This window comes from Serratia sp. CY74737 (genome assembly GCF_052166775.1).
Lineage (GTDB): Bacteria > Pseudomonadota > Gammaproteobacteria > Enterobacterales > Enterobacteriaceae > Serratia > Serratia ureilytica.
Map to the genome: position 1 here is coordinate 330,665 of NZ_JBJNOF010000002.1, position 24,735 is coordinate 355,399.

At 63.0% G+C, this 24,735-nt stretch carries 22 protein-coding genes; 19 read left to right on the plus strand and 3 right to left on the minus strand.

Annotated elements, in window-relative coordinates; translation table 11 throughout:
• Window positions 1-9 precede the first annotated feature (9 nt).
• The 18 genes from ACJ8PE_RS03525 (at window position 10) to ACJ8PE_RS03610 (ending at window position 20,432) form a co-directional block, all read left to right on the plus strand.
• Window positions 10-753 carry a glycosyltransferase family 2 protein gene (locus tag ACJ8PE_RS03525; protein WP_033643433.1) on the plus strand — a complete coding sequence of 248 codons (744 nt, stop codon included), beginning with the start codon at window positions 10-12 and terminating at the stop codon, window positions 751-753.
• Window positions 750-2,633, plus strand: a complete 1,884-nt coding sequence (locus ACJ8PE_RS03530) for a carbohydrate-binding protein CenC (protein ID WP_197793499.1) — start codon at window positions 750-752, stop codon at window positions 2,631-2,633. The genes ACJ8PE_RS03525 and ACJ8PE_RS03530 overlap by 4 nt, the downstream gene beginning before the upstream one ends.
• Window positions 2,634-2,645: 12 nt before the next feature.
• Complete coding sequence (locus ACJ8PE_RS03535; RefSeq protein ID WP_033643431.1) at window positions 2,646-3,632, plus strand: glycosyltransferase family 2 protein; 987 nt, start codon at window positions 2,646-2,648, stop codon at window positions 3,630-3,632.
• A gap of 45 nt (window positions 3,633-3,677) precedes the next feature.
• The gene (locus tag ACJ8PE_RS03540) at window positions 3,678-4,580 is read left to right on the plus strand and encodes a glycosyltransferase family 2 protein (RefSeq protein ID WP_197759720.1); all 903 of its coding nucleotides are present in this window, start codon (window positions 3,678-3,680) and stop codon (window positions 4,578-4,580) included.
• Window positions 4,581-4,859: 279 nt separating this feature from the next.
• Window positions 4,860-8,621, plus strand: a complete 3,762-nt coding sequence (locus ACJ8PE_RS03545) for a nitrate reductase subunit alpha (RefSeq protein ID WP_197793500.1) — start codon at window positions 4,860-4,862, stop codon at window positions 8,619-8,621.
• Window positions 8,618-10,162 carry a nitrate reductase subunit beta gene (narH, locus tag ACJ8PE_RS03550; RefSeq protein ID WP_108680949.1) on the plus strand — a complete coding sequence of 515 codons (1,545 nt, stop codon included), beginning with the start codon at window positions 8,618-8,620 and terminating at the stop codon, window positions 10,160-10,162. Before ACJ8PE_RS03545 ends, narH begins: the two co-directional genes overlap by 4 nt.
• The gene (gene narJ / locus ACJ8PE_RS03555; protein WP_197793501.1) at window positions 10,159-10,881 is read left to right on the plus strand and encodes a nitrate reductase molybdenum cofactor assembly chaperone; all 723 of its coding nucleotides are present in this window, start codon (window positions 10,159-10,161) and stop codon (window positions 10,879-10,881) included. Before narH ends, narJ begins: the two co-directional genes overlap by 4 nt.
• A gap of 2 nt (window positions 10,882-10,883) precedes the next feature.
• Window positions 10,884-11,561: a respiratory nitrate reductase subunit gamma gene (gene narI, locus ACJ8PE_RS03560; protein ID WP_033643426.1), complete on the plus strand. Its 678-nt coding sequence runs from the start codon at window positions 10,884-10,886 to the stop codon at window positions 11,559-11,561.
• Window positions 11,562-11,834: 273 nt separating this feature from the next.
• A complete protein-coding gene (locus ACJ8PE_RS03565) occupies window positions 11,835-12,842 on the plus strand; it encodes a 3-oxoacyl-[acyl-carrier-protein] synthase III C-terminal domain-containing protein (RefSeq protein ID WP_197759723.1) in 1,008 nt (335 codons plus the stop codon).
• Window positions 12,839-13,855: an NAD-dependent epimerase/dehydratase family protein gene (locus ACJ8PE_RS03570; protein ID WP_197759724.1), complete on the plus strand. Its 1,017-nt coding sequence runs from the start codon at window positions 12,839-12,841 to the stop codon at window positions 13,853-13,855. Before ACJ8PE_RS03565 ends, ACJ8PE_RS03570 begins: the two co-directional genes overlap by 4 nt.
• Window positions 13,848-14,654 carry an MBL fold metallo-hydrolase gene (locus ACJ8PE_RS03575; RefSeq protein WP_197793503.1) on the plus strand — a complete coding sequence of 269 codons (807 nt, stop codon included), beginning with the start codon at window positions 13,848-13,850 and terminating at the stop codon, window positions 14,652-14,654. Before ACJ8PE_RS03570 ends, ACJ8PE_RS03575 begins: the two co-directional genes overlap by 8 nt.
• On the plus strand, window positions 14,651-15,937 hold the full coding sequence (locus ACJ8PE_RS03580) for a F390 synthetase-related protein (protein WP_197793504.1): 1,287 nt from the start codon (window positions 14,651-14,653) through the stop codon (window positions 15,935-15,937). The genes ACJ8PE_RS03575 and ACJ8PE_RS03580 overlap by 4 nt, the downstream gene beginning before the upstream one ends.
• Window positions 15,934-16,551, plus strand: a complete 618-nt coding sequence (locus ACJ8PE_RS03585; protein WP_197759726.1) for a phosphatase PAP2 family protein — start codon at window positions 15,934-15,936, stop codon at window positions 16,549-16,551. Before ACJ8PE_RS03580 ends, ACJ8PE_RS03585 begins: the two co-directional genes overlap by 4 nt.
• On the plus strand, window positions 16,548-17,681 hold the full coding sequence (locus ACJ8PE_RS03590; RefSeq protein WP_042784774.1) for a sterol desaturase family protein: 1,134 nt from the start codon (window positions 16,548-16,550) through the stop codon (window positions 17,679-17,681). Before ACJ8PE_RS03585 ends, ACJ8PE_RS03590 begins: the two co-directional genes overlap by 4 nt.
• A complete protein-coding gene (locus tag ACJ8PE_RS03595; RefSeq protein WP_197793505.1) occupies window positions 17,674-18,756 on the plus strand; it encodes a fatty acid desaturase family protein in 1,083 nt (360 codons plus the stop codon). The genes ACJ8PE_RS03590 and ACJ8PE_RS03595 overlap by 8 nt, the downstream gene beginning before the upstream one ends.
• Entirely contained in the window at window positions 18,753-19,838 is a 1,086-nt protein-coding gene (locus ACJ8PE_RS03600; protein WP_033643417.1) for an acyl-CoA desaturase, read from the plus strand. Before ACJ8PE_RS03595 ends, ACJ8PE_RS03600 begins: the two co-directional genes overlap by 4 nt.
• Window positions 19,839-19,944: 106 nt before the next feature.
• Complete coding sequence (locus tag ACJ8PE_RS03605) at window positions 19,945-20,169, plus strand: hypothetical protein (protein WP_025303190.1); 225 nt, start codon at window positions 19,945-19,947, stop codon at window positions 20,167-20,169.
• Window positions 20,166-20,432, plus strand: a complete 267-nt coding sequence (locus tag ACJ8PE_RS03610) for a hypothetical protein (RefSeq protein ID WP_033643416.1) — start codon at window positions 20,166-20,168, stop codon at window positions 20,430-20,432. The genes ACJ8PE_RS03605 and ACJ8PE_RS03610 overlap by 4 nt, the downstream gene beginning before the upstream one ends.
• A 9-nt stretch (window positions 20,433-20,441) precedes the next feature.
• Here ACJ8PE_RS03610 and ACJ8PE_RS03615 read toward each other — a convergent pair whose 3' ends face one another.
• Genes ACJ8PE_RS03615 through ACJ8PE_RS03625 form a run of 3 tightly spaced genes read right to left on the minus strand, consistent with a single transcriptional unit; the run spans window position 20,442 to window position 23,019 of the window.
• On the minus strand, window positions 20,442-20,594 hold the full coding sequence (locus tag ACJ8PE_RS03615; RefSeq protein WP_004934619.1) for a DUF2474 domain-containing protein: 153 nt from the start codon (window positions 20,592-20,594) through the stop codon (window positions 20,442-20,444).
• A 14-nt stretch (window positions 20,595-20,608) separates the two neighbouring features.
• Window positions 20,609-21,616 carry a cytochrome d ubiquinol oxidase subunit II gene (cydB, locus tag ACJ8PE_RS03620; RefSeq protein WP_197793506.1) on the minus strand — a complete coding sequence of 336 codons (1,008 nt, stop codon included), beginning with the start codon at window positions 21,614-21,616 and terminating at the stop codon, window positions 20,609-20,611.
• A 2-nt stretch (window positions 21,617-21,618) separates the two neighbouring features.
• Window positions 21,619-23,019, minus strand: coding sequence for a cytochrome ubiquinol oxidase subunit I (locus ACJ8PE_RS03625; RefSeq protein WP_004934615.1), 1,401 nt, complete (start codon window positions 23,017-23,019; stop codon window positions 21,619-21,621).
• 144 nt (window positions 23,020-23,163) lie between these two features.
• Here ACJ8PE_RS03625 and ACJ8PE_RS03630 point away from each other — a divergent pair, with 144 nt between their 5' ends.
• Entirely contained in the window at window positions 23,164-24,582 is a 1,419-nt protein-coding gene (locus ACJ8PE_RS03630) for an aminotransferase-like domain-containing protein (RefSeq protein ID WP_042784770.1), read from the plus strand.
• The last annotated feature ends 153 nt before the right edge of the window (window positions 24,583-24,735 follow it).

Here is a 24,735-nt window from a genome sequence, read left to right on the forward strand (position 1 = left end):
GTAATCATCATGGAAAAAGTGTCCGTCATTATGCCGGCTTATAACGCCGCCGGTTTTATCCGCGAGTCGATCCTTGGCGTATTGAATCAAACTTATCAGGACTATCACCTGTATGTGATTGACGACGCCTCCACCGACAACACCGCCGAGGTGGTCAAGCCGTTCATTCACGATCGACTGACCTACATCCGCAACAACGCCAATCAGGGGGTGGCCGAAACGCGCAACATCGCCATCGAAGCGGCGCGCGGCGACTACATCGCGTTTTGCGACAGCGACGATGTTTGGCATCCGAATAAGCTGGCCCGCCAGGTCGGCATCCTTAAAACCCAGCGTTACGACGTGGTCTGCTCGCACTATTACACCTTCGAGAATGACCTGGCGCAGGTGAAAAATTACCGCGGCGCCGGGGAGATCATCGCCTACCGCGACATGTTGAAAAGCAACTGGATCGGCAACCTGACCGGCATGTACAACCAGCGCCGGGTCGGCAAGGTCTACCAGCGCAAGGTCGGGCATGAAGACTACGTGATGTGGCTGTCTATTCTGGAGCGCGCGCGCAATCGCCTGGCGTACTGCATTCCGGAGCCGCTGGCGTTTTACCGGCTGTCCGCCAATTCGCTGTCCGGCAACAAGATCCGCGCGGCGGACTGGCAGTGGCAGATCTACCGTCGTCATCTGGGGCTCTCTTATCAAAAATCCTGCTACCTGTTCTTCTCCTACCTGTACAGCGCGGTGATGAAAAGACAATGACCAGCAAAATCTTGAACGCAGCCTGCGTGCTGATCGGATGCGGGCTGGCGGCTCAGGCCGGGGCGGCGGGCTGCGAGACCAATCTGCTGACCAACCCCGGCTTTGAGCAGGGACAGACGGGCTGGTCGCTGCCGCCGGCCAAGGTGGTCTCCGGCGGCCGCAGCGGCCGGGCCAGCCTGTACTACAGCAATCCTGACCCGGCGGAGTATCACCAGATGCTGCAAACGCTGCAGGTGAAAGCGGGCCAGACGATCGCGTTCGGCGTGTGGGTGCGCGGCGATAACCTGCGCGGCAAAGGCGATCAGCCGGGCGCCGGGGTGTACGTCGAAAGCTATGACGCCAAGGGGCGCCACCTGGCCGGCAGCTACCCGCAAGGCCTGCTGGGCAGCAGCGGTTGGCAGCCGGTGGAGGGCAGTTTCACCGTGCCGGCAGAGGCCACCACCACCGTACTGGGGCTGTATATGCGCAAGGGCACGACCGGCAATGCCTGGTTCGACGATGCCTACGTTTGCAGCCAGCCGACGGCGCCGGCGTTGTATCAGATGCGCGCCGGCGGGCAATCGGCCTCCAGCCTGATCGAAGTGCAGCAGCCTCAGGAAGTGCAGGTGGAAAGTACGCTGCTCGATAGCCAACGCACCGCCGTGCGGCAGGAGAGCCGCCGCTACCATGTCGCCGAGCGTCAGCGCGTAGAGTTCTCGTTGCCGGCCAACCTGACCGCCGGCGAGTACCGCCTGCAGCAGCAGGTGACGGACGTGGCGTCGAAGCACAGCCGGAGCAGCGAAATGCCGGTCAGCATCGGCGAGGCGCCGCCGAAAGTGGCGCTGGACGAGCAGGGCTATACGCTGCGGCAGGGCAAGCGCTTCTTTCCGCTGGGCATCTACATGTACGGCAACATGGCGACCGATGAGCATCTGGCGCGCATCCGCGACGCCGGTTTCAACACCGTGCTGAATTACAACTACGGCGCAGGGCGCGACCCGTACGCCTATTTCCGCAAAACGCAGCAGTACGGGCTGCAGGTGATTTTCTCGCTGAAGGATTTCTACCCCGGCCTCGACTCTGCGCCGAAAACGCGCCTGAGCTACCCGCAGTTGACGGCGTCTTATGTGGAGAAGTTTAAAACTCAGCCGAACCTGCTCGCCTGGTACATCAACGATGAGCTGGCGCCGAAGTACGCGCCGCAGATAGAGCAGATGCATCTGCAGGTGAAGCAACAAGATCCTGACCATCTGACCTTTCAGGCGCTGAATCAGACCGGCGCGCTCAACGCCTATTTCAACAGTTCCGACGTGTTGGCCAGCGATCCTTATCCGGTCGGACGCGATGCCGATATGACGCGCACGCTGGAATACTCGCGCCTGACGGTGCAGGTGGCGCGTCAGGCGAAGGGCGCCTGGCTGGTGATGCAGATCATGGATCACGCCGCCTATGAGCCGCACCGCAAGCCGCGCCAACCGAGCGAAGCGGAGATCCGCAACCAGGCCTGGCTGGGGCTGATCGGCGGCGTCAAAGGGCTGCTGTTCTACTCCTATACCGACCTGTTCTACAAGCGCCGCAGCGGTGATTTCAACCAACAGGAATTCGACGGTATTTGGCAAGGGGTTGCCCGCGTGGCGCAACAGATCGACAGCTTCACGCCGTACCTGCTCTCGGGCGAAAGCGCGACGCTGTCCGGCAACAACACCGCCGTACCGGCGCGGCTGTTTATCGACGGCGAGCGCGGCCTGGTGCTGATCGCCAACCCGTACTATCGGCCGATGGCCGCCCGTTTTGACCTGCCGCCCGGCTGGCGCTGGCAGGGGCAGCCGCAGATCGACGCCAAATTGCCCGCGGTGGGCAGCAGCGCGCTGTGGGTGCAACGAGACACTAGCAATCAATAAGGATACCCGTTCATGACTATCACGCTAAGCCTGATCGTCCCGGTGTATAAGGTGGAAGCCTACATCGAAGCGTGCCTGGATTCGGTGCTGAGTCAATTGCCCGACTGGGCGGAAGTGATCCTCGTCGATGACGGCAGCCCGGACGGCTCCATCGCCGTCGCGCAAGAGGTGCTGTGCCGTTATCCGGCATTGAAAACGCAGGTCAGCATCCTGCGCCAGGATAACCAGGGGTTGAGCGCCGCGCGCAACGCCGGGATCGCCCATGCCGAAGGCGAATATCTCGGTTTTCTGGACTCCGACGACGTGCTGCTGCCGGGCTATTTCAGCATTTTGGGGCGCCTGCTGGCGGATAACCCGCAGGTGGAGATCGTGGCGTTCAACGCCCAGCGCTTCTCGCGGCTGAAAAACGGCAAGATAGAACCGGATGGCCTGATGGCGATCGTGCCCGGCAACGCCGCGCCACAGGAGCGCGAGCCGCATATGGCGCTGCTGGCGGACAGTTTTAACCGCAGCCTGTGGTACGCCTGGGCGCGGATTTATCACCGTTCGCTGTTCAACGACGCCGCGTTTCCGGCGGGGCGCAACTTCGAGGATATCCAGCTGATCCCGCAGCTGTATCTGAAAGCGAACCGCATCGTGGTGTGCGACACGCCGTTGGTAGGATACCGCGCTAACCCCAACGGCATCACGCGTGCGCCGAAGCGGCGGGATTTGGACGATCTCGATTACGCCATCGAGCGCGCTGACAGCGGGCGTCGCCGCGAGGGGGGGAAGGGATTCCACTCGGTGCTGTTCGTCACCACGCTGAAGGCGCGCCTGCTGGTCGGGCTGGACTTCTTCGGCCTGCGCGACGCGCTGCGGGAAACCGCCGAGCTGAAACGGCGCTATGCCCGGCTGCGGGCGGAGGAGCGGCAAATGCTGAGCCGCAAGAACCGCCTGTTCTACCGCAGTCCGCTGGTCTACTACCTGATGGCCAGTCTCTACAACCGTTTCGGGTGAATCTGACCGTGCCCGAACGACGATAAACCCGCGTGGAAGCCCATTATGAGTATCAAAGTCAGCGTCATTATTCCGACCTATGGCCGCAGCGAACTGCTGGCGCGCGCCATCGACAGCGTCCTGGCGCAAACCCATCAGCCGGTGGAGATCGTGGTGGTGGACGATAATCCGCCGAACCATCCGCAGCGCCAGGCCACCCGCGAACGGCTGGCCGGCTATATTGCCGCCGGGCAGATCGTCTATTGCCCGCGCGCGCGCAACGGCGGCGGGGCGCGGGCGCGCAACAGCGGCATCCTGCGCGCCACCGGGGAATACCTCACTTTTCTGGACGACGACGATTACTACCACCCGGAGAAGATCGCCCGTCAGCTGGCCTTTATGCAGCGCGGCAATTACCCCGTCAGCCTGTGCGATATGGATATTCTGCAGGACGGCCAAATCAGCGCCGAGCGCTATTACCGCGCCCGCTGCGACGGGCTGGAGGACTTCATGCTGGCCGGCGTCGCTTACACGCCGATGATCATGCTGCGCCGCGAGGCAGCGATCGCGGTGCGCGGGTTCTTCAATACCCCGCGTTATCAGGATCATATCTTCATTTATCGCCTGCTGGCGGCGGGCATGCGCATCGGCACGTTGCACGAGCGCCTGGCGGTGCATAACGATCACGACGGTGAGCGTATTACCTCCAGCCCGAAAGGCATCATCGGCTATCACAACAAAATGCAGTTCGAGCGCCGGTTGATGCCGCAGATTTCGCCGCGGGCGCGCAAGGTGATGCGGCTGCGCCACACCTGCATCACGTCGCGCATCATCACCGACAGCCGAAGCCGTCTCGGCGGCGTGCTGCACGGCATGAAGGGCATCATCTACGTCAACAGCGGGGTGATGGCCGGCGTTTACATGAAGAACATTCTGCGCAACGTCTTCTTCCGCGGCGTTCCTTTCTGAAACCCGACGCGGGGTTTTTCCCCGCGTCCTACCCCCAAATACCCCGTCTTGCCTCCCGCCCGTTCACCTTCTTCTTGATATTCTGATTTATTCATTTTAATTCAAACAATTAATCCTATTTCTCACCCCTATACTTTGGTGGTATTTCCCGCCCGGCGCACGCGTCGCCCGCCGCTTTCTCTTGATCGCAATCAATTTGCCGCCGGTTGGCCGTCAGTAGGCTGGCGGCAGATTGAGCATGTCTTCTTATAACGACAAGAGCCTTCAGGAGCATTCCGGATGAGCAAATTTTTAGACCGTTTCCGCTATTTCAAGCAGTTGGCGGAGCCTTTTTCTGGCGATCACGGCCAGACCTTGAACACCAACCGCGACTGGGAAGACGGCTACCGCAGCCGTTGGCAGCATGACAAAGTGGTGCGTTCCACCCACGGCGTGAACTGCACCGGTTCCTGCAGTTGGAAGATCTACGTGAAGAATGGTCTGGTGACCTGGGAAACCCAGCAAACCGACTATCCGCGCACCCGCCCCGATCTGCCCAACCATGAACCGCGCGGCTGCCCGCGCGGCGCCAGCTACTCCTGGTACCTGTACAGCGCCAACCGGCTGAAATACCCGCTGATGCGCAAGCGGCTGCTCAAACTGTGGCGCGAGGCGAAAGCGCAGCACAGCGATCCGGTCGAGGCCTGGGGATCGATCGTCGGCGATGCGGAAAAAGCCAAAAGCTACAAGGTGGCGCGCGGCCGCGGCGGTTTCGTCCGCTCCAGCTGGCAAGAGGTCAATGAACTGATCGCCGCCGCCAACGTCTATACCGCCAAAACCTTCGGCCCTGACCGCATTATCGGCTTCTCGCCGATCCCGGCGATGTCGATGGTGTCCTACGCCGCCGGCGCCCGTTACCTGTCGCTGATCGGCGGCGCCTGCCTGAGCTTCTACGACTGGTATTGCGATTTGCCGCCGGCTTCGCCGATGACCTGGGGCGAGCAGACCGACGTGCCGGAGTCCGCCGACTGGTACAACTCCTCCTACATCATCGCCTGGGGCTCCAACGTGCCGCAGACGCGCACCCCGGACGCCCACTTCTTTACAGAAGTGCGCTACAAGGGCACCAAAACCGTGGCGGTGACGCCGGACTACGCCGAAGTCGCCAAGCTGTGCGACTACTGGCTGAATCCGAAGCAGGGCACCGACAGCGCGATGGCGCTGGCGATGGGCCATGTGATGCTGAAAGAGTTCCATCTCGATCGCGAAGTCGGCTACTTCCGCGACTACGTGCGCCGCTATACCGACATGCCGATGCTGGTGCTGCTGGAGCCGCGTGAAGGCGGCCACTACGCCGCCGGCCGCCTGCTGCGCGCCGCCGATCTGGTGGACGGACTGGGCCAGGAAAACAATCCCGAGTGGAAAACCGTCGCTATCGACAGCCGCAGCGGCGAGCTGGTGGCGCCGCAGGGCTCCATCGGTTTCCGCTGGGGCGAGAAGGGCAAGTGGAACCTGGAGCAGCGCGAAGGCAAGTCGCAACAGGAAGTCGAGCTGCAGCTCAGTCTGCTGGGCATGCATGACGACGTTGCCGAGGTGGGCTTCCCGTACTTCGGCGGCGCCGACAGCGAGCATTTCAACAGCGTGGCGCTGGACGAAATCCTGCTGCACAAGCTGCCTGTGAAACGCCTGCGGCTGGCGGACGGCAGTGAAGCGCTGGTGACCAGCGTGTATGACCTGACGCTGGCCAACTACGGCCTGGAGCGCGGGCTGGGCGACGCCAACTGCGCCGCCGACTATGACGAGGTCAAGGCTTACAGCCCAGCCTGGGCCGAGCAGATCACCGGCGTGTCGCGCCACAACATCATCCGCATTGCCCGCGAGTTCGCGGAAAACGCCGAGAAGACCCACGGCCGTTCGATGATCATCGTCGGCGCCGGCGTCAACCACTGGTATCACATGGACATGACCTACCGCGGCCTGATCAATATGTTGATCTTCTGCGGTTGCGTCGGCCAGAGCGGCGGCGGCTGGGCGCACTACGTCGGCCAGGAAAAACTGCGGCCGCAAACCGGCTGGCTGCCGCTGGCGTTCGGCCTTGACTGGCAGCGCCCGCCGCGCCACATGAACAGCACCTCGTTCTTCTACAACCATTCCAGCCAATGGCGCTATGAAACCGTCGGCGCCGATGAGCTGCTGTCGCCGCTGGCGGACAAATCGCGCTTCGGCGGCAGCCTGATCGACTTCAACGTGCGCGCGGAGCGCATGGGCTGGCTGCCTTCGGCGCCGCAGCTGGGCGCCAATCCGCTGCGCCTGGCGGAGCAGGCCCGCGCCGCCGGCCAGTCGCCGGTTGAGTTCACCGTCGACAGCCTAAAGAGCGGCGCGCTGGGCTTTGCCGCCGAGCAGCCGGACAATCCGCAGAATTTCCCGCGCAACCTGTTCGTCTGGCGCTCCAACCTGCTGGGTTCTTCCGGCAAGGGCCATGAATACATGCTCAAATACCTGTTGGGCACCGAGAACGGCATCCAGGGGAAAGATCTCGGCCAGCAGGGCGGCGTGAAGCCGCAGGAAGTGGAATGGCGCGAGCAGGGCGGCGAAGGCAAACTGGATCTGGTGGTGACGCTCGATTTCCGCATGTCGAGCACCTGCCTGTATTCCGACGTGGTGCTGCCGACCGCCACCTGGTATGAAAAAGACGACATGAACACCTCCGACATGCACCCGTTCATTCATCCGCTGTCGGCGGCGGTCGATCCAGCCTGGGATTCGAAGAGCGACTGGGAAATCTACAAGGGCATCGCCAAAGCCTTCTCCGAGGTGTGCGTCGGCCATCTGGGCCAGGAAACCGACGTGGTGACTTTGCCTATTCAGCACGACTCCGCCGCCGAGCTGGCGCAGCCTTACGGCGTGCAGGATTGGAAGAAAGGCGAGTGCGAACTGATCCCCGGCAAAACCGCGCCGCACATCATCGCGGTGGAGCGCGATTACCCGGCTACCTACGAGCGTTTTACCTCCTTGGGGCCGTTGATGGACAAACTGGGCAACGGCGGCAAGGGCATCAGCTGGAACACCCAGACCGAGGTCGATTTCCTCAAGCAGCTTAACTACGTCAAGGCCGACGGCCCGGCGGCGGGGCGGCCGAAGATCGAGAGCGCGATAGACGCGGCGGAAGTGATCCTGTCGCTGGCGCCGGAAACCAACGGCCAGGTGGCGGTGAAAGCCTGGGAAGCGCTGAGCAACGTCACCGGCCGCGATCACCGGCATCTGGCGCTGAACAAGGAAGACGAGAAAATTCGCTTCCGCGACATTCAGGCGCAGCCGCGCAAAATCATCTCCAGCCCAACCTGGTCCGGCCTGGAAGACGAGCACGTCTCCTATAACGCCTGCTACACCAACGTGCATGAGCTGATCCCGTGGCGCACCCTCAGCGGCCGTCAGCAGCTGTATCAGGATCACGAGTGGATGCGCGCCTTCGGCGAAAGCCTGCTGGCGTATAGGCCGCCGATCGACACCCGCGCTGCGCAGCCGCTGCTCAACAGCAAACCGAACGGCAACAAGGAGAAGGCGCTGAACTTCCTGACGCCGCACCAGAAGTGGGGCATTCACTCCACCTACAGCGACAACCTGCTGATGCTGACGCTGTCGCGCGGCGGCCCGATCGTCTGGCTGAGCGAAGACGACGCCAAAGATCTGGGCATCGCGGACAACGACTGGATCGAGGCCTTCAACGCCAACGGCGCGCTGACGGCGCGCGCGGTGGTCAGCCAGCGTATCCCGGCGGGGATGACCATGATGTACCACGCGCAGGAGCGCATCGTGAATCTGCCCGGCTCGGAGATCACACGCCAACGCGGCGGCATCCATAACTCGGTGACCCGCGCTTGCCCGAAACCGACTCACATGATCGGCGGCTATGCGCAGCTGGCCTACGGCTTCAACTACTACGGCACTGTCGGCTCCAACCGCGACGAGTTCGTGGTGGTGCGCAAGATGAACCGCATTGATTGGTTGGACGACGAAGGCAACGACTACGCGCAGGGCAGTCAGCAGGAGAACAGCAAATGAAAATTCGTTCGCAAGTCGGCATGGTGCTGAATCTGGACAAGTGCATCGGTTGCCACACCTGTTCGGTCACCTGCAAGAACGTCTGGACCAGCCGCGAGGGGATGGAATACGCCTGGTTCAACAACGTGGAAAGCAAGCCCGGCGTCGGGTATCCGCATGCCTGGGAAGATCAGGAAAAATGGAAGGGCGGCTGGATCCGTAAAATCAACGGCAAGCTGGAGCCGCGCATGGGCAGCCGCGTCGGCGTGCTGGCGAAAATCTTCGCCAACCCGGACGTGCCGGCGCTGGATGACTACTACGAGCCGTTCGATTACGACTACCAGCACCTGCACACCGCCAAACAGGGCAAACACCAGCCGGTGGCGCGCCCGCGTTCGGTGATCACCGGCCGGCGCATGAACAAGATCGAAAACGGCCCGAACTGGGAAGAGATCCTCGGCGGGGAGTTCGAAAAACGTTCGCAGGACAAGAACTTCGACAACCTGCAGAAGGCGATGTACGGCCAGTTCGAAAACACCTTCATGATGTATTTGCCGCGCCTGTGCGAGCATTGCCTCAACCCGGCCTGCGTCGCCACCTGCCCGAGCGGGGCAATCTACAAGCGCGGCGAAGACGGCATCGTGCTGATCGATCAGGACAAGTGTCGCGGTTGGCGCATGTGTCTGACCGGCTGCCCATACAAGAAAATCTACTTCAACTGGAAGAGCGGCAAGTCCGAGAAGTGCATCTTCTGCTACCCGCGCATCGAAGCCGGGCAGCCGACGGTCTGTTCGGAAACCTGCGTCGGCCGCATCCGCTACCTCGGCGTGCTGCTGTACGACGCCGATCGCATCGAACAGGCGGCGGCGGTGGAAAACGACAAGGATCTGTACCAGAGCCAGCTCGATATCTTCCTCGATCCGCATGATCCGAAGGTGATTGCTCAGGCGCTGGCGGACGGCGTGCCGCAGGGCGTCATTGAAGCCGCTCAGCAGTCGCCGGTGTACAAAATGGCGATGGACTGGAAACTGGCGCTGCCGCTGCATCCGGAATACCGCACGCTGCCGATGGTGTGGTACGTGCCGCCGTTGTCGCCGATTCAGTCGGCCGCCGACGCCGGCGAGCTGGCGCACAGCGGCGTATTGCCGGATGTCGAGAGCCTGCGCATTCCGGTGCAGTATCTGGCGAACCTGCTGACCGCCGGCGATACCGAGCCGGTGTTGCTGGCGCTGAAACGCATGCTGGCGATGCGCCACTACAAACGGGCGGAAACCGTCGACGGCGTGGTGGACATCAGCGCGCTGGAGCAGGTCGGTCTGAGCGAAGCGCAGGCCCAGGAGATGTATCGCTACCTGGCGATCGCCAACTATGAAGATCGCTTCGTGGTGCCGTCGAGCCACCGTGAGCTGGCGCGCGAAGCCTTCCCCGAAAGCAAAGGCTGCGGTTTCAGCTTCGGCGACGGCTGCCACGGCAGCGACGGCAAGTTCAATCTGTTCAACAGCCGCCGTATCGACGCCATTGACGTGACCGCGAAAACCGCGCGGCCGGAGGATGCCTCATGATCAGCCTGAAAGTGATCGCCCGCCTGCTGGATTACCCGGAGCAGGCGCTGTTTGACCATCAGCAGGCGCTGATTGAAGCGCTGGAACCGGCCAGTGAGCTGGATCTGCACCACAGCGCGCTGCTGATTCTGTTTATCCGCCGCCTGTGCGCGCGCCCGTTGCTGGACGCGCAGGCCGACTATTGCGAGCTGTTCGATCGCGGCCGCGCCATCTCGCTGCTGCTGTTTGAGCACGTGCACGGCGAGTCGCGCGATCGCGGCCAGGCGATGGTTGACCTGATGGCGCAGTACCGCGCCGCCGGGCTGGAGATCGACAGCCGCGAGCTGCCGGATTTCCTGCCGCTGTATCTGGAGTATCTGGCCAGCCGCAGCGCGGCGCAGGCGCGCGAAGGGCTGCAGGACATTGCGCCGATCCTGGCGCTGCTGGGCGCGCGCTTGCAGCAGCGCGAAAGCCCGTATGCGGTGCTGTTCGATCTGCTGTTGGCGCTGTCCGGCAGCGATGCGCAGGCGCAGGCGCTGAAGGCGCAGGTGGCGCAAGAGGCGCGCGACGATACGCCGCAGGCGCTGGATGCGGTATGGGAAGAGGAGCAGGTCAAATTTCTCGGCGAGCAGGGCTGCGCCTCCGCCCAGCAGACGGCGCACCAGCGGCGCTTCGCCGGCGCGGTGGCGCCACAGTATCTGGACCTGACGGATGCGTTAACCGGAACCAAAGGACGCTAATCATGCAATTTTTGAATCAGTTCTTCTTCGACATCTACCCTTATCTGGCCGGCGCGGTGTTCCTGATCGGCAGCTGGCTGCGCTACGACTACGGGCAATACAGCTGGCGCGCCGGCTCCAGCCAGATGCTGGATAAAAAGGGCATGCGGCTGGCGTCCAACCTGTTCCACATCGGCATTATCGGCATCTTCGCGGGCCATTTCCTCGGCATGCTGACGCCGCACTGGATGTATGAGGCCTTTCTGCCGATCGACGTGAAGCAGAAGCTGGCGATGATCGCCGGCGGCGCCTGCGGCCTGATGACGCTGATCGGCGGCGCGCTGCTGCTGAAGCGCCGGTTGACCAACCCGCGGGTGCGCGCCACCAGCAGCGTCGCCGACATCCTGATCCTGACATTGCTGGTGGTGCAGGTGTGCCTGGGGTTGCTGACCATTCCGTTCTCCGCCCAGCATATGGACGGCAGCGAAATGATGAAGCTGGTGGCCTGGGCGCAGGCGGTCGTGACCTTCCACGCCGGCGCTTCTGCGCACCTGGAAGGTGTGGCGCTGATCTTCAAGCTGCATATGGTGCTGGGCATGACGCTGTTCGTGCTGTTCCCGTTCTGCCGCCTGGTGCATATCTGGAGTGCGCCGGTAGAGTACCTGACCCGCCGTTACCAGCTGGTGCGCAACCGCCGCTGAGCCTGACCCCGCCGCCGCCGATCGCCAGCGGCGGCGCTATTCCGATAATTCTCCCGCCGTCTGCCCATTCTCGTCGCCTTGTCGTAAACTCACTATCTCAGTTATGTTACGTTTATGCTTCCGCCGACGGACGTCGGCCTGTGGTAGCCGATAACAAGAGATACCGCCTTGATGAAAGGCATTTTGGGACATAAAAACCGGGGATGATCCGTGTGGCCTTCGTGCCCTACGGGAGAATCGCTTTATGGATAGTCAGGTTAATCAATAACAATAATGACCACACAATTACGCTCACCCGAGCTGCTGCCTCTGAAAATCATCGCCACCGGGGCCGCGTTGCCGCCTAACCGCGTGGCGTCCTCTGCGCTCGACGTTCGGCTGGGGAAACCGGCCGGCTACGTTGAAAAACGCTCGGGCATCGTTTACCGCTATCACGCCGCCGACGATGCCAGCCAGGCCGAACTCGCCGCTGCCGCGCTGCAAGATGCGCTGGCTCGCCACGCCATGCCGGCGGACTCGATCGATCTGCTGATCTCTGCCTCGGCGATTTCGGTGCAGGCGCTGCCGTGCACCGCCGCGCATATTCTCAAGGTGGCGGGGCTGGCGCCGGGCACGCCGGGCTTCGACATCAACAGCAGCTGCGTCAGCTTTATCTCTGCGCTGCAGGTGGCGGCGGGGCTGCTGAACGCCGGGACGTATCGACGCATCGCCATCGTCTCGGCGGATCTCGCTTCACGCGGCATCGACTGGCAGCACGAAGAGTCGTCGCTGATCTTCGGCGACGGCGCGGCCTGTGCCATCGTGGAGCGCGGCGACGGCGCCAGCGGCATCCTCGCCAGCCTGGTGGAAACCTACCCCGCCGGCAGCGAACTGTGCGAGATCCGCGCCGGCGGCACGCGTCGCAACCCGCGCGCCGGCATGTGTGAGCAAGACTTCCTGTTTCATATGCAGGGCAAGCCGCTGTTCCGCCAGGCCTCGGCGCTGATTGAGGGTTATCTCGATCGGCTGTTGAGCGCCAGCGGCCTGACCCTGGCGCAGATCGCCACCGTGGTGCCGCATCAGGCCAGCCATCTGTCGCTCGAACATATGCGCAAACGGCTGCACGTCTCCAGCGAGGCGCTGGTCGATATCTACCGCCATCATGGTAATCAGGTGGCGGCGTCTATCCCGACGGCGCTGCATGCCGCCGTGACCACCGGGCGCTTCAATCCCGGTCAGCCGGTGATGCTGATCGGCACCGCCGCCGGGCTGGCGCTGGCCGGCATGGTGTTGCTGCCATGAGGGTGCTGGTCACCGGGGCGACCAGCGGGCTGGGACGCAACGCGGCGCAGTGGTTGCTGGAGGCCGGACATCAGGTGCGCGCCACCGGCCGCGATGAACGGGCCGGCGCAACGCTGCGTCGGCTGGGCGCCGAGTTTTGCGCGCTCGATCTGGCGCAGGCCACGCCGCAGCAGTGTCGGGAGCTGGTGACCGACTGCGAATGGGTCTGGCACTGCGCGGCCAAGTCTTCGCCCTGGGGCGGCAAAGCGGAGTTTCATCGCATCAACGCCACGGCGACGGAGAAGCTGGCGGAGGCGGCCGGGCGCTGCGGCGTGCGGCGCTTCGTGCATATCTCCACGCCGGCAATCTACTTCGATTTTCAGCCGCATTACGATCTTGACGAGGGTTACCGCGCCCGGCGCTTCGCCAATCACTATGCCGCCAGCAAGTATGCGGCCGAGCAGCGCCTGTTGGCGCAGGCGAAGATCTATCCGCAAACCACCTATATTATGCTGCGGCCGCGCGGCCTGTTTGGCCCGCACGATCGGGTGATCGTGCCGCGGCTGTTGCAGCAGCTCGAACGCGACCGCGGGGTATTGCGATTGCCCGGCGGCGGACAAGCGCTGCTGGATCTGACCTTCGCCCCCAACGTGGTGCACGCGATGGATCTGGCCAGCCGGCAGCGCGGATTGCCGTCCGGCGCCGTGTACAACATCACCAACCACCAACCGCAGCGGCTGGCGGAGATGCTGGATGCGTTGCTGCGTCAGGAACTGGGGCTGAGTTACCGGCTGCAGGCCGTGTCCTATCCGCTGCTGCATACGCTGGCCGGCGGCATGGAGCTGTGGGCGGCGCTGAGCGGCAAGGAACCGCTGTTGACGCGCTACAGCGTGGCGGCGGTGCATTTTGACATGACGCTGAGCCAGACCCGTGCGATCGAAGAGCTGGGTTACCGGCCGCGTTATTCGATGGAAGAGGGCATTCGTCTGACCGGCGAGTGGCTGCGGCGGCAAGGAGGCGGACAGCATGGCTAAGGTCACCGTGTTTGAAGTGGGCTATTGCACGCATATCGGCTGCATGGCGCTGCGCGGCGCCGGATTCCGGGTGTGCAAATTCCCAGCGCGCGCCTATCTGCTGGAGGTGGGGGAGCGCCGCTGGCTGTGGGATACCGGCTACGCGCGTTATTTTCAGCAGCACACGCAGTCGGGGTTGTTCAGCCTTTACCGCCGCATGACGCCGGTCTATTTCGATCCGGCCGAGTCGTTGGCGCATCAGCTGCGCGAAGCCGGTTACGTCGAGGGGGATATTCAGGCGCTGATCGTCTCGCATTTTCACGCCGATCACATCGCCGGGCTGCAGGATTTCAGCCAACTCGACTTTATTTGCTCCGGCGAGGGTTGGCAGCAAACCCGTGGGCTGCGCGGTTTCGCGGCGCTGAAGCGCGCCTTTATTCCCGGCCTGATCCCGGCGGATTTCGAGAGCCGTCTGCAGTTTATGGAGTCTTTTCCTGCGGTGGCGTTGCCCGCGCTGTTGGCGCCGTTCGATCGCGGTTACGCGCTGCCGGGCAGTGAAGGGCAGATCGTGCTGGTGCCGTTGCCGGGGCATGCGGCCGGCCATATCGGCGCCTTTATTCTCACCGACGCCGGCTGGACGCTGCTGGCCAGCGACGCCGCCTGGTCGCCGCAGAGTTACCAGACGCTGCTCGGGCCTTCGCGCCTGGCCAATCTGGTGATGGACGACGCGGCGGCTTACACCCGCACCCTGGAGCGGCTCAACCAGCTGTGGGCGGGCGGTCAGGTCAACATTTTGCTGTGCCACGAGGGGGACCTGTGATCCCCTTCATGACCCTTTGGCACTATTTCCGCGCCCGGCGCCTGCGCTTTGGCGATCGTGCGGCGCTGGAGGCGCATCAGGCCCGACAGCTTGAGGGTTTTGCCCGCCGGGTGCTGAGCAAGAGTCCCTATTTTCAAGGCTTCAGCCGCCGGCCGTTCGCCGAATGGCCGCAGATGGACAAGGCGCTGATGATGGCGCAGTTCGACCGCATGAACACCGCCGGGCTGCGGCGCGATGCGGTGTTGGCCTGCGCGCAGCGCAGCGAGGCGGATCGCGATTTCACGCCGAAGATCGGGCGCTACAGCGTCGGATTGTCGTCCGGCACTTCCGGGCAGCGCGGCGTGTTTGTCGTCAGCCCGCGGGAACAGCAGGTGTGGGCCGGCGGCATGTTGGCGAAAATGCTGCCGGACGGGCTGTCGGCGGGCGAGCGCGTCGCGCTGTTTCTGCGCGCGGACAATAATCTCTATCACAGCGTGAACAACCGTTGGCTGAGCCTGGCGTTTTACGATTTGCTCGCGCCGTTCAGCGGCCATTTGCCGGCATTGGAACGGCAGGCGCCCAGCATCATCGTGGCCCCGGCGCAGGTGCTGCGCGCATTGGCGTTGGCGGTGCTGGCCGGGCAGGTGACGCTGTCGGTCAAAAAAGTGATCTCGGTCGCCGAGGTGCTTGAAGAACAGGATCGCCGCCTGCTGCAGCAGGTGTTTCCGGCGGTCGGCGAAGTGTATCAGGCTACCGAGGGGGTCCTCGCCGCCACCTGCGCGCACGGCACCTTGCACCTGAACGAGGAGTTTTTGCATATCGAGCCGCAGTGGATCGACGAACTGCGCTTCACGCCGCTGATCACCGACTTTACCCGCAGTACGCAGCCGATCGTGCGCTATCGGCTGGACGATGTATTGGTGCTGCGCAAGGAACCCTGCCCATGCGGGCAACCGACGCGGGCGATCGCCCGTATCGAGGGGCGGCGCGACGATCAGCTGATGCTGCCCGATGCGCAGCGGCAACCGCAGGCGGTGTTCGCCGATGCCTGCAGCCGAACGATCGCCAATGCGTTACCGCTGACCAGCGATTACCGCCTGATCCAGCATGGCGAACGGCGGTTGGAGCTGATTGCCGATTGCAGCCCGGCGGCGTTGGCGCACTGTCAGGCGCAGCTGATGGCGCTGTTCGCTCGTCAGGGCATCGCCACCGATCGCCTCGAATGGCGGTTGACGGCGCAAGCGGTGCTGCCGCAGTTCGATCGCAAGCGGCGGCGCATCGTGCGCCGGGCGGAGGAGGCATGAAAAGCGCACTGTTCAGGCTATGGCACATGCTGCTGGGATGGGGCACGGTCGGCGTGGTGTATAGCCTGACCGATCGCCTGCAGGGTGCGGGAACCCTGTTGCCGCCGTCGGCGCTTGATCGGGCGATCCCGTTCAGCCCCACGGCCATCTGGCTCTATCTGTCGTTCTTCCTCATCGTCCCGGCGGGCTATCTGCTGGCGCCGCTGCCGCGGATCAAATGGCTGACGCTGGCGATGCAGCTGACCGCGCTGGGTGCCGGGGCGGTTTATCTGCTGTGGCCGACCACCATGGCCTATCCGCAGAACGATGGCGTCGGGATCAGCGCGCAACTGCTGGCGGCGTTAACCCGGGTGGACTCGCCGCAAAACTGCCTGCCTTCGTTGCATATGGCGCTGACGGTGCTGGCGGTGTGGGCGCTGAGCGACGGCGATCGCAAAGTGCGCACGGCGCTGTGGATGCTGTGGGGCGTGGCGATCGCGTTCTCGATTCTGCAACTGCGTCGGCATTTGTTTGTCGATTTGGCCGGCGGCGCGCTGCTGGCGCTGTTCGCCGGCTGGCTGGCCCTGCGCATGAAAACCCTGCGCAGGCGCGTCGTTAAAGGAGAAATGGGATGAGCGATCTGGCATTGCCGATAGTGTTCATGCTGTTCATCGTGGTGGCCGAGGCGGTGGCGCTGCAGTGGGGGCGTCGCGAGCCGGTCAACTGGCACGATCTGGTGTTCAACCTGAATTCCGGCCATATCATGCTGTGGCTGTTCCGCGGGTTGGAGATCACCTGCTACGGCTACGTGGCCGCGCATTTCAGCCTGGGGCTGCTGGATGCCTGGCCGCCGCTGCTGATGTGGCTGTTCGCCCTGCTGGCGTGGGACTTCGGTTTCTACTGGCTGCACCGTCTGCACCATCGTTTCCGCCTGCTGTGGGCGGTGCACGTGGTGCACCATCAGGGCGAGCACTTTAATCTGTCGCTGGGGGTGCGCAACTCCTGGTATTCGTCGCTGACGTCGATCCCGTTCTTTTTGCTGCTGGCGCTGGCGGGGGTGCCGCTGTCGGTGTTCGTTGCGGTCTCTATTTTTCATTACAGCATTCAGCTGTTTAACCACAATGCGCTGACGCCGAAGCTCGGCGTGCTGGAAAAAATCCTGGTCACGCCGGCGCATCACCGGGTGCATCACGTCAAGGACATGGCGTATTCCAATAAGAACTTCGGCGGCAGCTTTATCTTCTGGGACAAGCTGTTCGGCACCTTTTGCCCGGCATTGCCGAGCACGCCGTTCAGCTATGGCGTCGGCGGCGACAGGCCGTCCGCCAACCCGTTCTGGGCGAGCAATCTGCCGTTCCTGCGCTATTTGCGCCTGGCATGGCGCCCGGCGCCGGGCCGGCCACGCGACCGCCGTTCGGCGCTCAGCGTTTTCAGCGGCGCCATGCTGTTGTTCTCGCTGGTGGTCGGCTACGTCTACCAATACGGTTACGGCTATAGCGACATCAGCTGGCCGCAAATGGCGCTGTTGGCGCTGCTGGCGTTGGGATCGGTGGCGCTGGGCGGCATGACGGAAGGGCGGCGGTGGGCGAGCGCCGTCTGGCTGCTGATCGCGCTGGGCATGCCGCTGCTGTTTATCGGCTATCTCGGTTGGCCGCAGCGCTACTGGCATATCGCCATGGCCGCCGTGGCGTTACATGCCCTGTGCGTCGCGTTGGGCTGGGGAAGAGTAGCCGCACCGGCCGCCGTGGAGGAACCGCATGGCTGAATCATTGCCGCCGCTGCGTTTTCCCGCCGATGGCGAACAGGCCTTCCACCGCGATCTTAAGCGCGCGGCCCACGCCTGTCTGGCCGGCGATCATCGCTATGCCGATGCCGCGCGATTGGCCAAGGCCGCGCTGTTGCTGGCGTTGTGCGTCGGGTTTTACGCGCTGAGCCTGCTGCAGCATCAGCCCTGGGCGTTTTTCCTCTGCTATTTCCTGTTCGTGACCATGGGTATGCTGCTCAATGTCAACGTCAACCACGATGCTTCGCATAACGCTTTTCTGCGTGCGCCCTGGGCCAATCGGCTGGTGGGGCGGTTGGTGACGCTGCCGCTGGGCGTCGATCCGGACTACTGGCGCACGCGGCATGTGGATTACCACCACGTTTACGCCAACGTCGAACATTACGATCTGGATACCGAAGAGAACGGCTTCTTCCGCCAGACACCGTTCCAGCGCTGGCGGCCCCATATGCGCTATCAGCATCTGTACTGGCCGCTGATCGCCGCGCTCTCGCTGCCCTATATCGCCTGGATTTTCGATTGGTCCGATCGGCTCGATAAAACGCCGCTGCGGGAAAAACGCGTGCTGGCGGGGCGCGGCGGTTGGGCGCTGTTCGTGCTGTGCAAGCTCGCGCATCTGGCGCTGGTGCTGGTGGCGCCGCTGGTCGTGGGCCACTTGCACGGCATCGGCTGGGGATGGGTGTTGCTGGTTTACGCGCTCAGCCAGATGTGCGCCTCGCTGCTGGTGGTGTTCTTGCTGCTGGGCACCCATTGGGCGCAGGCCGAGTTTTACCCGGCGCCGACGGGCGACAGCATGCCGCAAGGCTGGTATCGGCACAATTTCGCCACCGCCTGCGACTGGCTGCCCGAACCGCGCTGGCTGGAGCATCTGACCGGCGGGCTGAACTATCACCTGACCCATCACCTGTTTCCCGGCTGGAATCATCGCCACTATCCGGCGCTGGCCGCCGCGGTAGCGGAGGTCGCGCAGCGGCACGGCATGGCGTACCGCTGCATCGGCTATCGCGAACTGCTGGCGCAACAACAGCGCTTCTTGCGGCGGATGGGGCAGCCATGAAACCGCTGCGTCCGTTAGCCTATCGGCGCGACGACAACGGGTTGCACCGCGCGCTGATGCAGGCCGCCCAGCACTATCTGGCGACCCACGGCGATCACCGTTTCGCCGACGGCGGCATGCTGGCGAAGGTCGCGCTGCTGCTGGCGCTGTGCGGCCTGTGTTACGGGCTGAGCCTGCAGCAGCATAACGGCTGGGCGTTTTTCGCCTGCTACTTCGGTTTTATCTTTATCGGCATGTTCCTGACGGTGAACGTGGTGCACGACGCCTCGCACAACGCGTTTTTCCGCCGCCCCTGGGCCAACCGCTGGCTGAACGCACTGGTGAGCGTGCCGCTGGGGCTGGATCCCGACTGCTGGCGCGTTCGGCATGTGTTGTTCCACCATGCCCATAACAACATCGAACATTACGATCCCGATATCGACGCCAATGGCGTGCTGCGGCAAACGCCGTTCCAGCGCTGGCGACCCTTTATGCGCGCGCAGCGTTACTATTGGCCGTTGGTGGCGGCGCTGACTTTTCCGTACTACATCTGGCTGTTCGATTGGTTGGACAGGGCGGGCCGCACCCGCGTGGCAGCGCGCATGGCGCAGCAGGGCGTACGCGGCTGGAGCGGGTTTCTGGCCGGGAAGGCGGCGCACCTGCTGCTGGCGCTGGCGATCCCATGTTGGCTGTTGCCGCCGGCTATCGGCATCGGGCAAATTCTGCTGGTCTATTTGCTGAGCCAGATGCTTTCTTCATTGCTGTTCGTGATGTTGATCATCGGCACCCACTGGGCCAAGGCCAACTTTTATCAGGCGCCGGCACAGGGCGCGATGCCGCACGGTTGGTATCACCATGTGTTCGCCACCACGTTCGACTGGCAGACTCGGCCGCGCTGGCTGGGTTATTGGCTGGGCGGGGCGAACCTGCATTTGACGCATCATCTGTTTCCGCACTGGAGCCACCGCCATTACCCGGCGCTCAGCCGCATCATCGGCGAGGTGGCGCCGCGCTTCGGCATCGACTACCGCTTGCTAGAGCTGGAGGAGCTGTTGCGTCTGCAGCAACGCTTCCTCAGCGCGATGGGCCGCAAGCCGCACTAGCGTTGCATGCGAATTGTGCGAGGCGTTACGCAGTTCACTAATTGAACGATATTTGCCCTTCCAGTAGACTTTCCCTCGGTGAATCAACGGCCACAGGAGGTGGACTATGCGCAGCTTGCCGATTCGGTTATCGAACAAAATTGATGATGATCTGAACGATATCGCCCGGCGTCACGGGATGGAAAAAACCGAGGTAATCAAAATGGCGTTTGCACTGATTACCCTTGCCGATAAGTACTGGATGAAACAGGATGGTACTTCTCTTGGCATTGTACGGGAGAAGGGTGAACAGCTTGAAGCGGTGGGGCGGGTCGTGGAGATCTTCCCATGAACATCGAAAGCCGTAATCTGCGCGATGAGGCCAGCCAGGTTTATCTGGAGCAGGTCTTGGTCTTCGACGAAATGGAGCGGCTGCGCCTGGCACGCCAGGTGCTGTGCGGGATATTCGCGGTCAGCGTGGGCGTATTCGCCGCCCACGCGTATTGGGAGAAAAACGAAGCGCTGAATCAGGTGTTTGAGCTGGTGAAGATCGGCGCCTTGCCGCTGGTCACGCTGGTGGTCTCTTTTTACTTTCCCAACAGCGCATCCAGATAAGGCGTCACGTCAATGTGACTTCATGCCCGCCGCAGTCATCAGCAGGCGGAACAGCGAGGCAACCACGAACAGCCCCAGCACGCTGGCGCTCCAGATGATCACCAGCCAACCGATGCGTTTCCACCAGGGCGCCGGAGCGGCGGCTGCCGTTTTATCTTGCATAGCGTCCTCCTTCCTCAGTGATAGCCGTGTTCATGGCTGATCTTGCCGCGGAACACGTAGTAGCTCCAGAAGGTGTAGACCAGAATGATTGGGATGATGAACAGCGCGCCGACCAGCATAAAGCCGAGGCTCTGCGGCGGCGCGGCGGCGTCCCACAGGCTGATGGCCGGCGGGATCAGGTGCGGCCAGATGCTGATGCCAAGCCCGCTCAGACCGAGGAACACCAGCAGCAGCGTCAGCATGAACGGCGAGTAGTGCGCGCCGCGTTTCACCCCATGCCGGATCCCCCAGGCGCTGAGCAGCACCAGCAGCGGTACCGGCAGCAGCCAGAACAGGTTCGGCAGCGTAAACCAGCGCGCGGCGATTTCGGGATGCGCGATCGGCGTCCAGATGCTGACCGCAGCCAGCACCAGCAGCAGGATCGCCAGCAGCGGCGTCGCCAGGTGATACATGCGCGCCTGCAGGTCACCGGCGGTTTTCATCACCAGCCAGGTACAGCCGAGCAGGGCGTAGGTCACCACCAGCCCCAGCCCGCAGAACAGCGCGAACGGCGTCAGCCAGTCCAACGCGCCGCCGGCGTAAGTGCGGCCTTCTACCGGGAAGCCGTTGATCACGGCGCCCACCACCACCCCCTGGCTGAAGGTGGCGAAGAGAGAGCCCCAGATGAACGCTTTGTCCCAGATATGGCGCTTCTCCGGCGTCGCCTTGAAGCGAAACTCGAAGGCCACGCCGCGGAAAATCAGCCCGATCAGCATCAGCGTCAGCGGGATCGCCAGCGCGTCGAGGATCACCGAGTAGGCCAGCGGGAAGGCGCCAAACAGCGCCGCGCCGCCCAGCACCAGCCAGGTCTCATTGCCGTCCCACACCGGGGCGACGGTGTTCATCATCAGATCGCGGTCGCCGCTCGCCTTCACCCACGGAAACAGAATGCCGATGCCCAAATCGAAACCGTCCATCACCACGTACATCATGGTGCTGAACACGATGATGACAAACCAAATCAGCGGAAGATCGATACCCATGTTCAGCTCCTGTCGTCCAGAGTGTCGTTGACCGCGGACAGCGGACGCGCCGGGCGGCCCTCGGTATTGTCTTCTTGGTGTTCATGCGGCTGCGGCCCTTTGCGGATCAGGCGCATCATATAGGAGTAGCCCACGCCGAACACAGAGCAGTAGACGATGATGAACGCCAGCAGGCTGATGCTCATGTGCAGATCGCCGTGCGCGGATACCGCATCCTTGGTACGCAGCAGGCCGTACACCACCCACGGCTGGCGGCCGATCTCGGTGGTGAACCAGCCCGCCAGCAGCGCCAGCAGCCCGGAAGGGCCCATCCACAGGATGAAGTACAGGAACGGACGCGACTGATAGAGCCCGCCGCGCCAGCGCAGCCACAGGCTCCACACCCCGGCCAGGATCATCAGCATGCCCAGCCCGACCATGATGCGGAACGACCAGAACACCACGGTGGAGTTGGGGCGATCTTCCGGCGGGAACGATTTGAGCGCCGGCACCTGCTCGGTCAGGCTGTGCGTCAGGATCAGGCTGCCGAGATAGGGCACTTCCAGCTTGAAGCGGGTCTCTTCACGCTGCATGTCCGGCCAACCGACCAGGATCAGCGGCGTGGCTTCGCCCGGCGGGTTTTCCCAGTGGCCTTCGATGGCGGCGATCTTCGCCGGCTGATGTTTCAGCGTATTCAGGCCGTGCGCATCGCCGATCAGCGCCTGCACCGGCGCGACGATCAGCGCCATCCACATCGCCATCGACAGCATCTTGCGCATCGCCGGCGTGTCGCGGCCGCGCAGCAGATGCCAGGCGGCGGACGCGCCGACGAAGAACGCCGAGGAGAGGAAGGCGGCGGTGGACATGTGCAGCAGGCGGTACGGGAAGGACGGGTTGAAGATGACCTTCAGCCAGTCGACCGGCACCACCTGGCCATTGATGATCTCATGCCCCTGCGGGGTCTGCATCCAGCTGTTGGAGGCCAGGATCCAGAAGGTGGAGATCAGCGTGCCGAGCGCCACCATGCAGGTGGCGAAGAAGTGCAGGCCGGGGCCGACGCGGTTCCAGCCGAACAGCATCACGCCGAGGAAACCGGCTTCGAGGAAGAAGGCGGTCAGCACTTCATAAGTCAGCAGCGGCCCGGTAATGCTGCCGGCGAACTCGGAGAAGAAGCTCCAGTTGGTGCCGAACTGGTAAGCCATCACCAGCCCGGATACCACGCCCATGCCGAAGTTAACGGCGAAAATCTTTGACCAGAAGTGATAAAGCTCACGATAGGCTTCATTGTGCGTTTTCAACCATAATCCCTCCAGCACCGCCAGATAGCTGGCTAAACCGATGGTGATGGCGGGGAAAATGATATGGAAAGACACGGTGAAGGCGAACTGTATTCTGGCAAGTTCCAGTGCATCAAGACCCAGCATGGCGCCTCCTAGGGTTGAACATAAATTAACCTCTTGAGTATAGCTGTCATTTTTATGTGAAATGCTTGGCGTTAAGTTAAGCACGGAGTACAGTGCCTATAATAGTGACAGTTATTTTACTTTTTCATATAACAGTTAATGGTTATGACCCGATACGAGCAGCTTGCGCAGCAGATTAGAGAACAGATCCAGAACCGGGTGTGGCGGGCGGGCGACAAGCTGCCTTCGCTGCGCGAGAGCGGCAAACGCGCCGGATTGAGCCTGATGACGGTGGTGCAGTCTTATCAACTGCTGGAGAGCCAGGGGTGGATCGTCGCCCGGCCGCAGTCGGGCTACTATGTGGCGGCGCGTCCGCAGCCGCTGCCGCAGCCTTCGCGCGGCGAGAAACTGCTGCTGAGCGAACAGGTGGACATCAACGCCTTTATTTTCGACGTGCTGCAGGCCTGCAAGGATCCGGACATCGTGCCTTTCGGTTCGGCGTTTCCCGACGCCACGCTGTTCGCCCAGCCGAAGCTGGCGCGGGCGCTGAGCAGCGTAGCGCGCAAGTTCACGCCGCACAGTTCGCTGGTCAACCTGCCGCCGGGCAACGACGCGCTGCGGCGGCACATTGCCCAACGCTATGCGCTGAGCGGCATGCAGGTCGCGCCGGACGAGATCGTCATCACCGCCGGGGCGATGGAGTCGCTCAGCCTCAGCCTGCAGGCGGTGACCCAACCGGGCGACTATGTGGCGATCGAGTCGCCGGCGTTTTACGGCGCGCTGCAGGCGCTGGAACGGCTGCGGCTGAAGGCGGTGGCGATCGCCACGCATCCGCAGGACGGTATCGATCTGGACGCGTTGCAGCAGGCGGTGGAGCAGTATCCGATCAAAGCCTGCTGGCTGATGACCCACTTCCAGAACCCGCAGGGCGCCACCCTGCCGGAGGCCAACAAGCAGCGTCTGGTGGCGCTGCTGCGCGAACGGCAGATCTCGCTGATCGAAGACGACGTCTACGGTGAGCTGTACTTCAGCGCCGAACGGCCGCTGCCGGCGAAGGCGCTCGACAGCGGCGGCCAGATCCTGCACTGCTCGTCATTTTCCAAATGTCTGGCGCCGGGCTTTCGCGTCGGCTGGGTGGCGGCGGGGCGTTATGCGCAACAGATCCAGCGTTTGCAGCTGATGAGCACCGTTTCCACCAGCGTGCCGACCCAGATGGCGCTGGCGGATTATCTGCTGCACGGCGGCTACGACACCCATCTGCGGCGGCTGCGACGCCTGCTGGCCCAGCGCCAAAGCGCAATGCGTCAGGCGATCGCCCACCATTTTCCGCCGACGGTGAAAGTCAGTCAGCCCGACGGCGGGTATTTCCTGTGGCTGGAACTCGACCCGGCGCTGTCGTCGATGGAGCTGTACCGGCGCGCACTCGCACGGGGCATCAGCATCGCGCCGGGGCGCATGTTCACCACCGGCGACCATTTCAACCACTGCTTCCGTCTCAACGCCTCGTTTGAATGGAATGACCGCTTTGAAGAGGCGATAAAAACCTTAGCTAAACTTATCCGGGGGCTGGCGGCGGCCGGCTGAATCGCGTTTTTCCCGCCGCTTCGCCCCAGAAAAATTCATAATGCTTTTTTCGGCAATGGAATGCCGGTTTCGTTGTTAGACAGCCCTCCAGCCGCCCATTACTCTGCGATAAATTTTGTCACATTTTTATCAACGGGTAGACGAGGGGCAGTG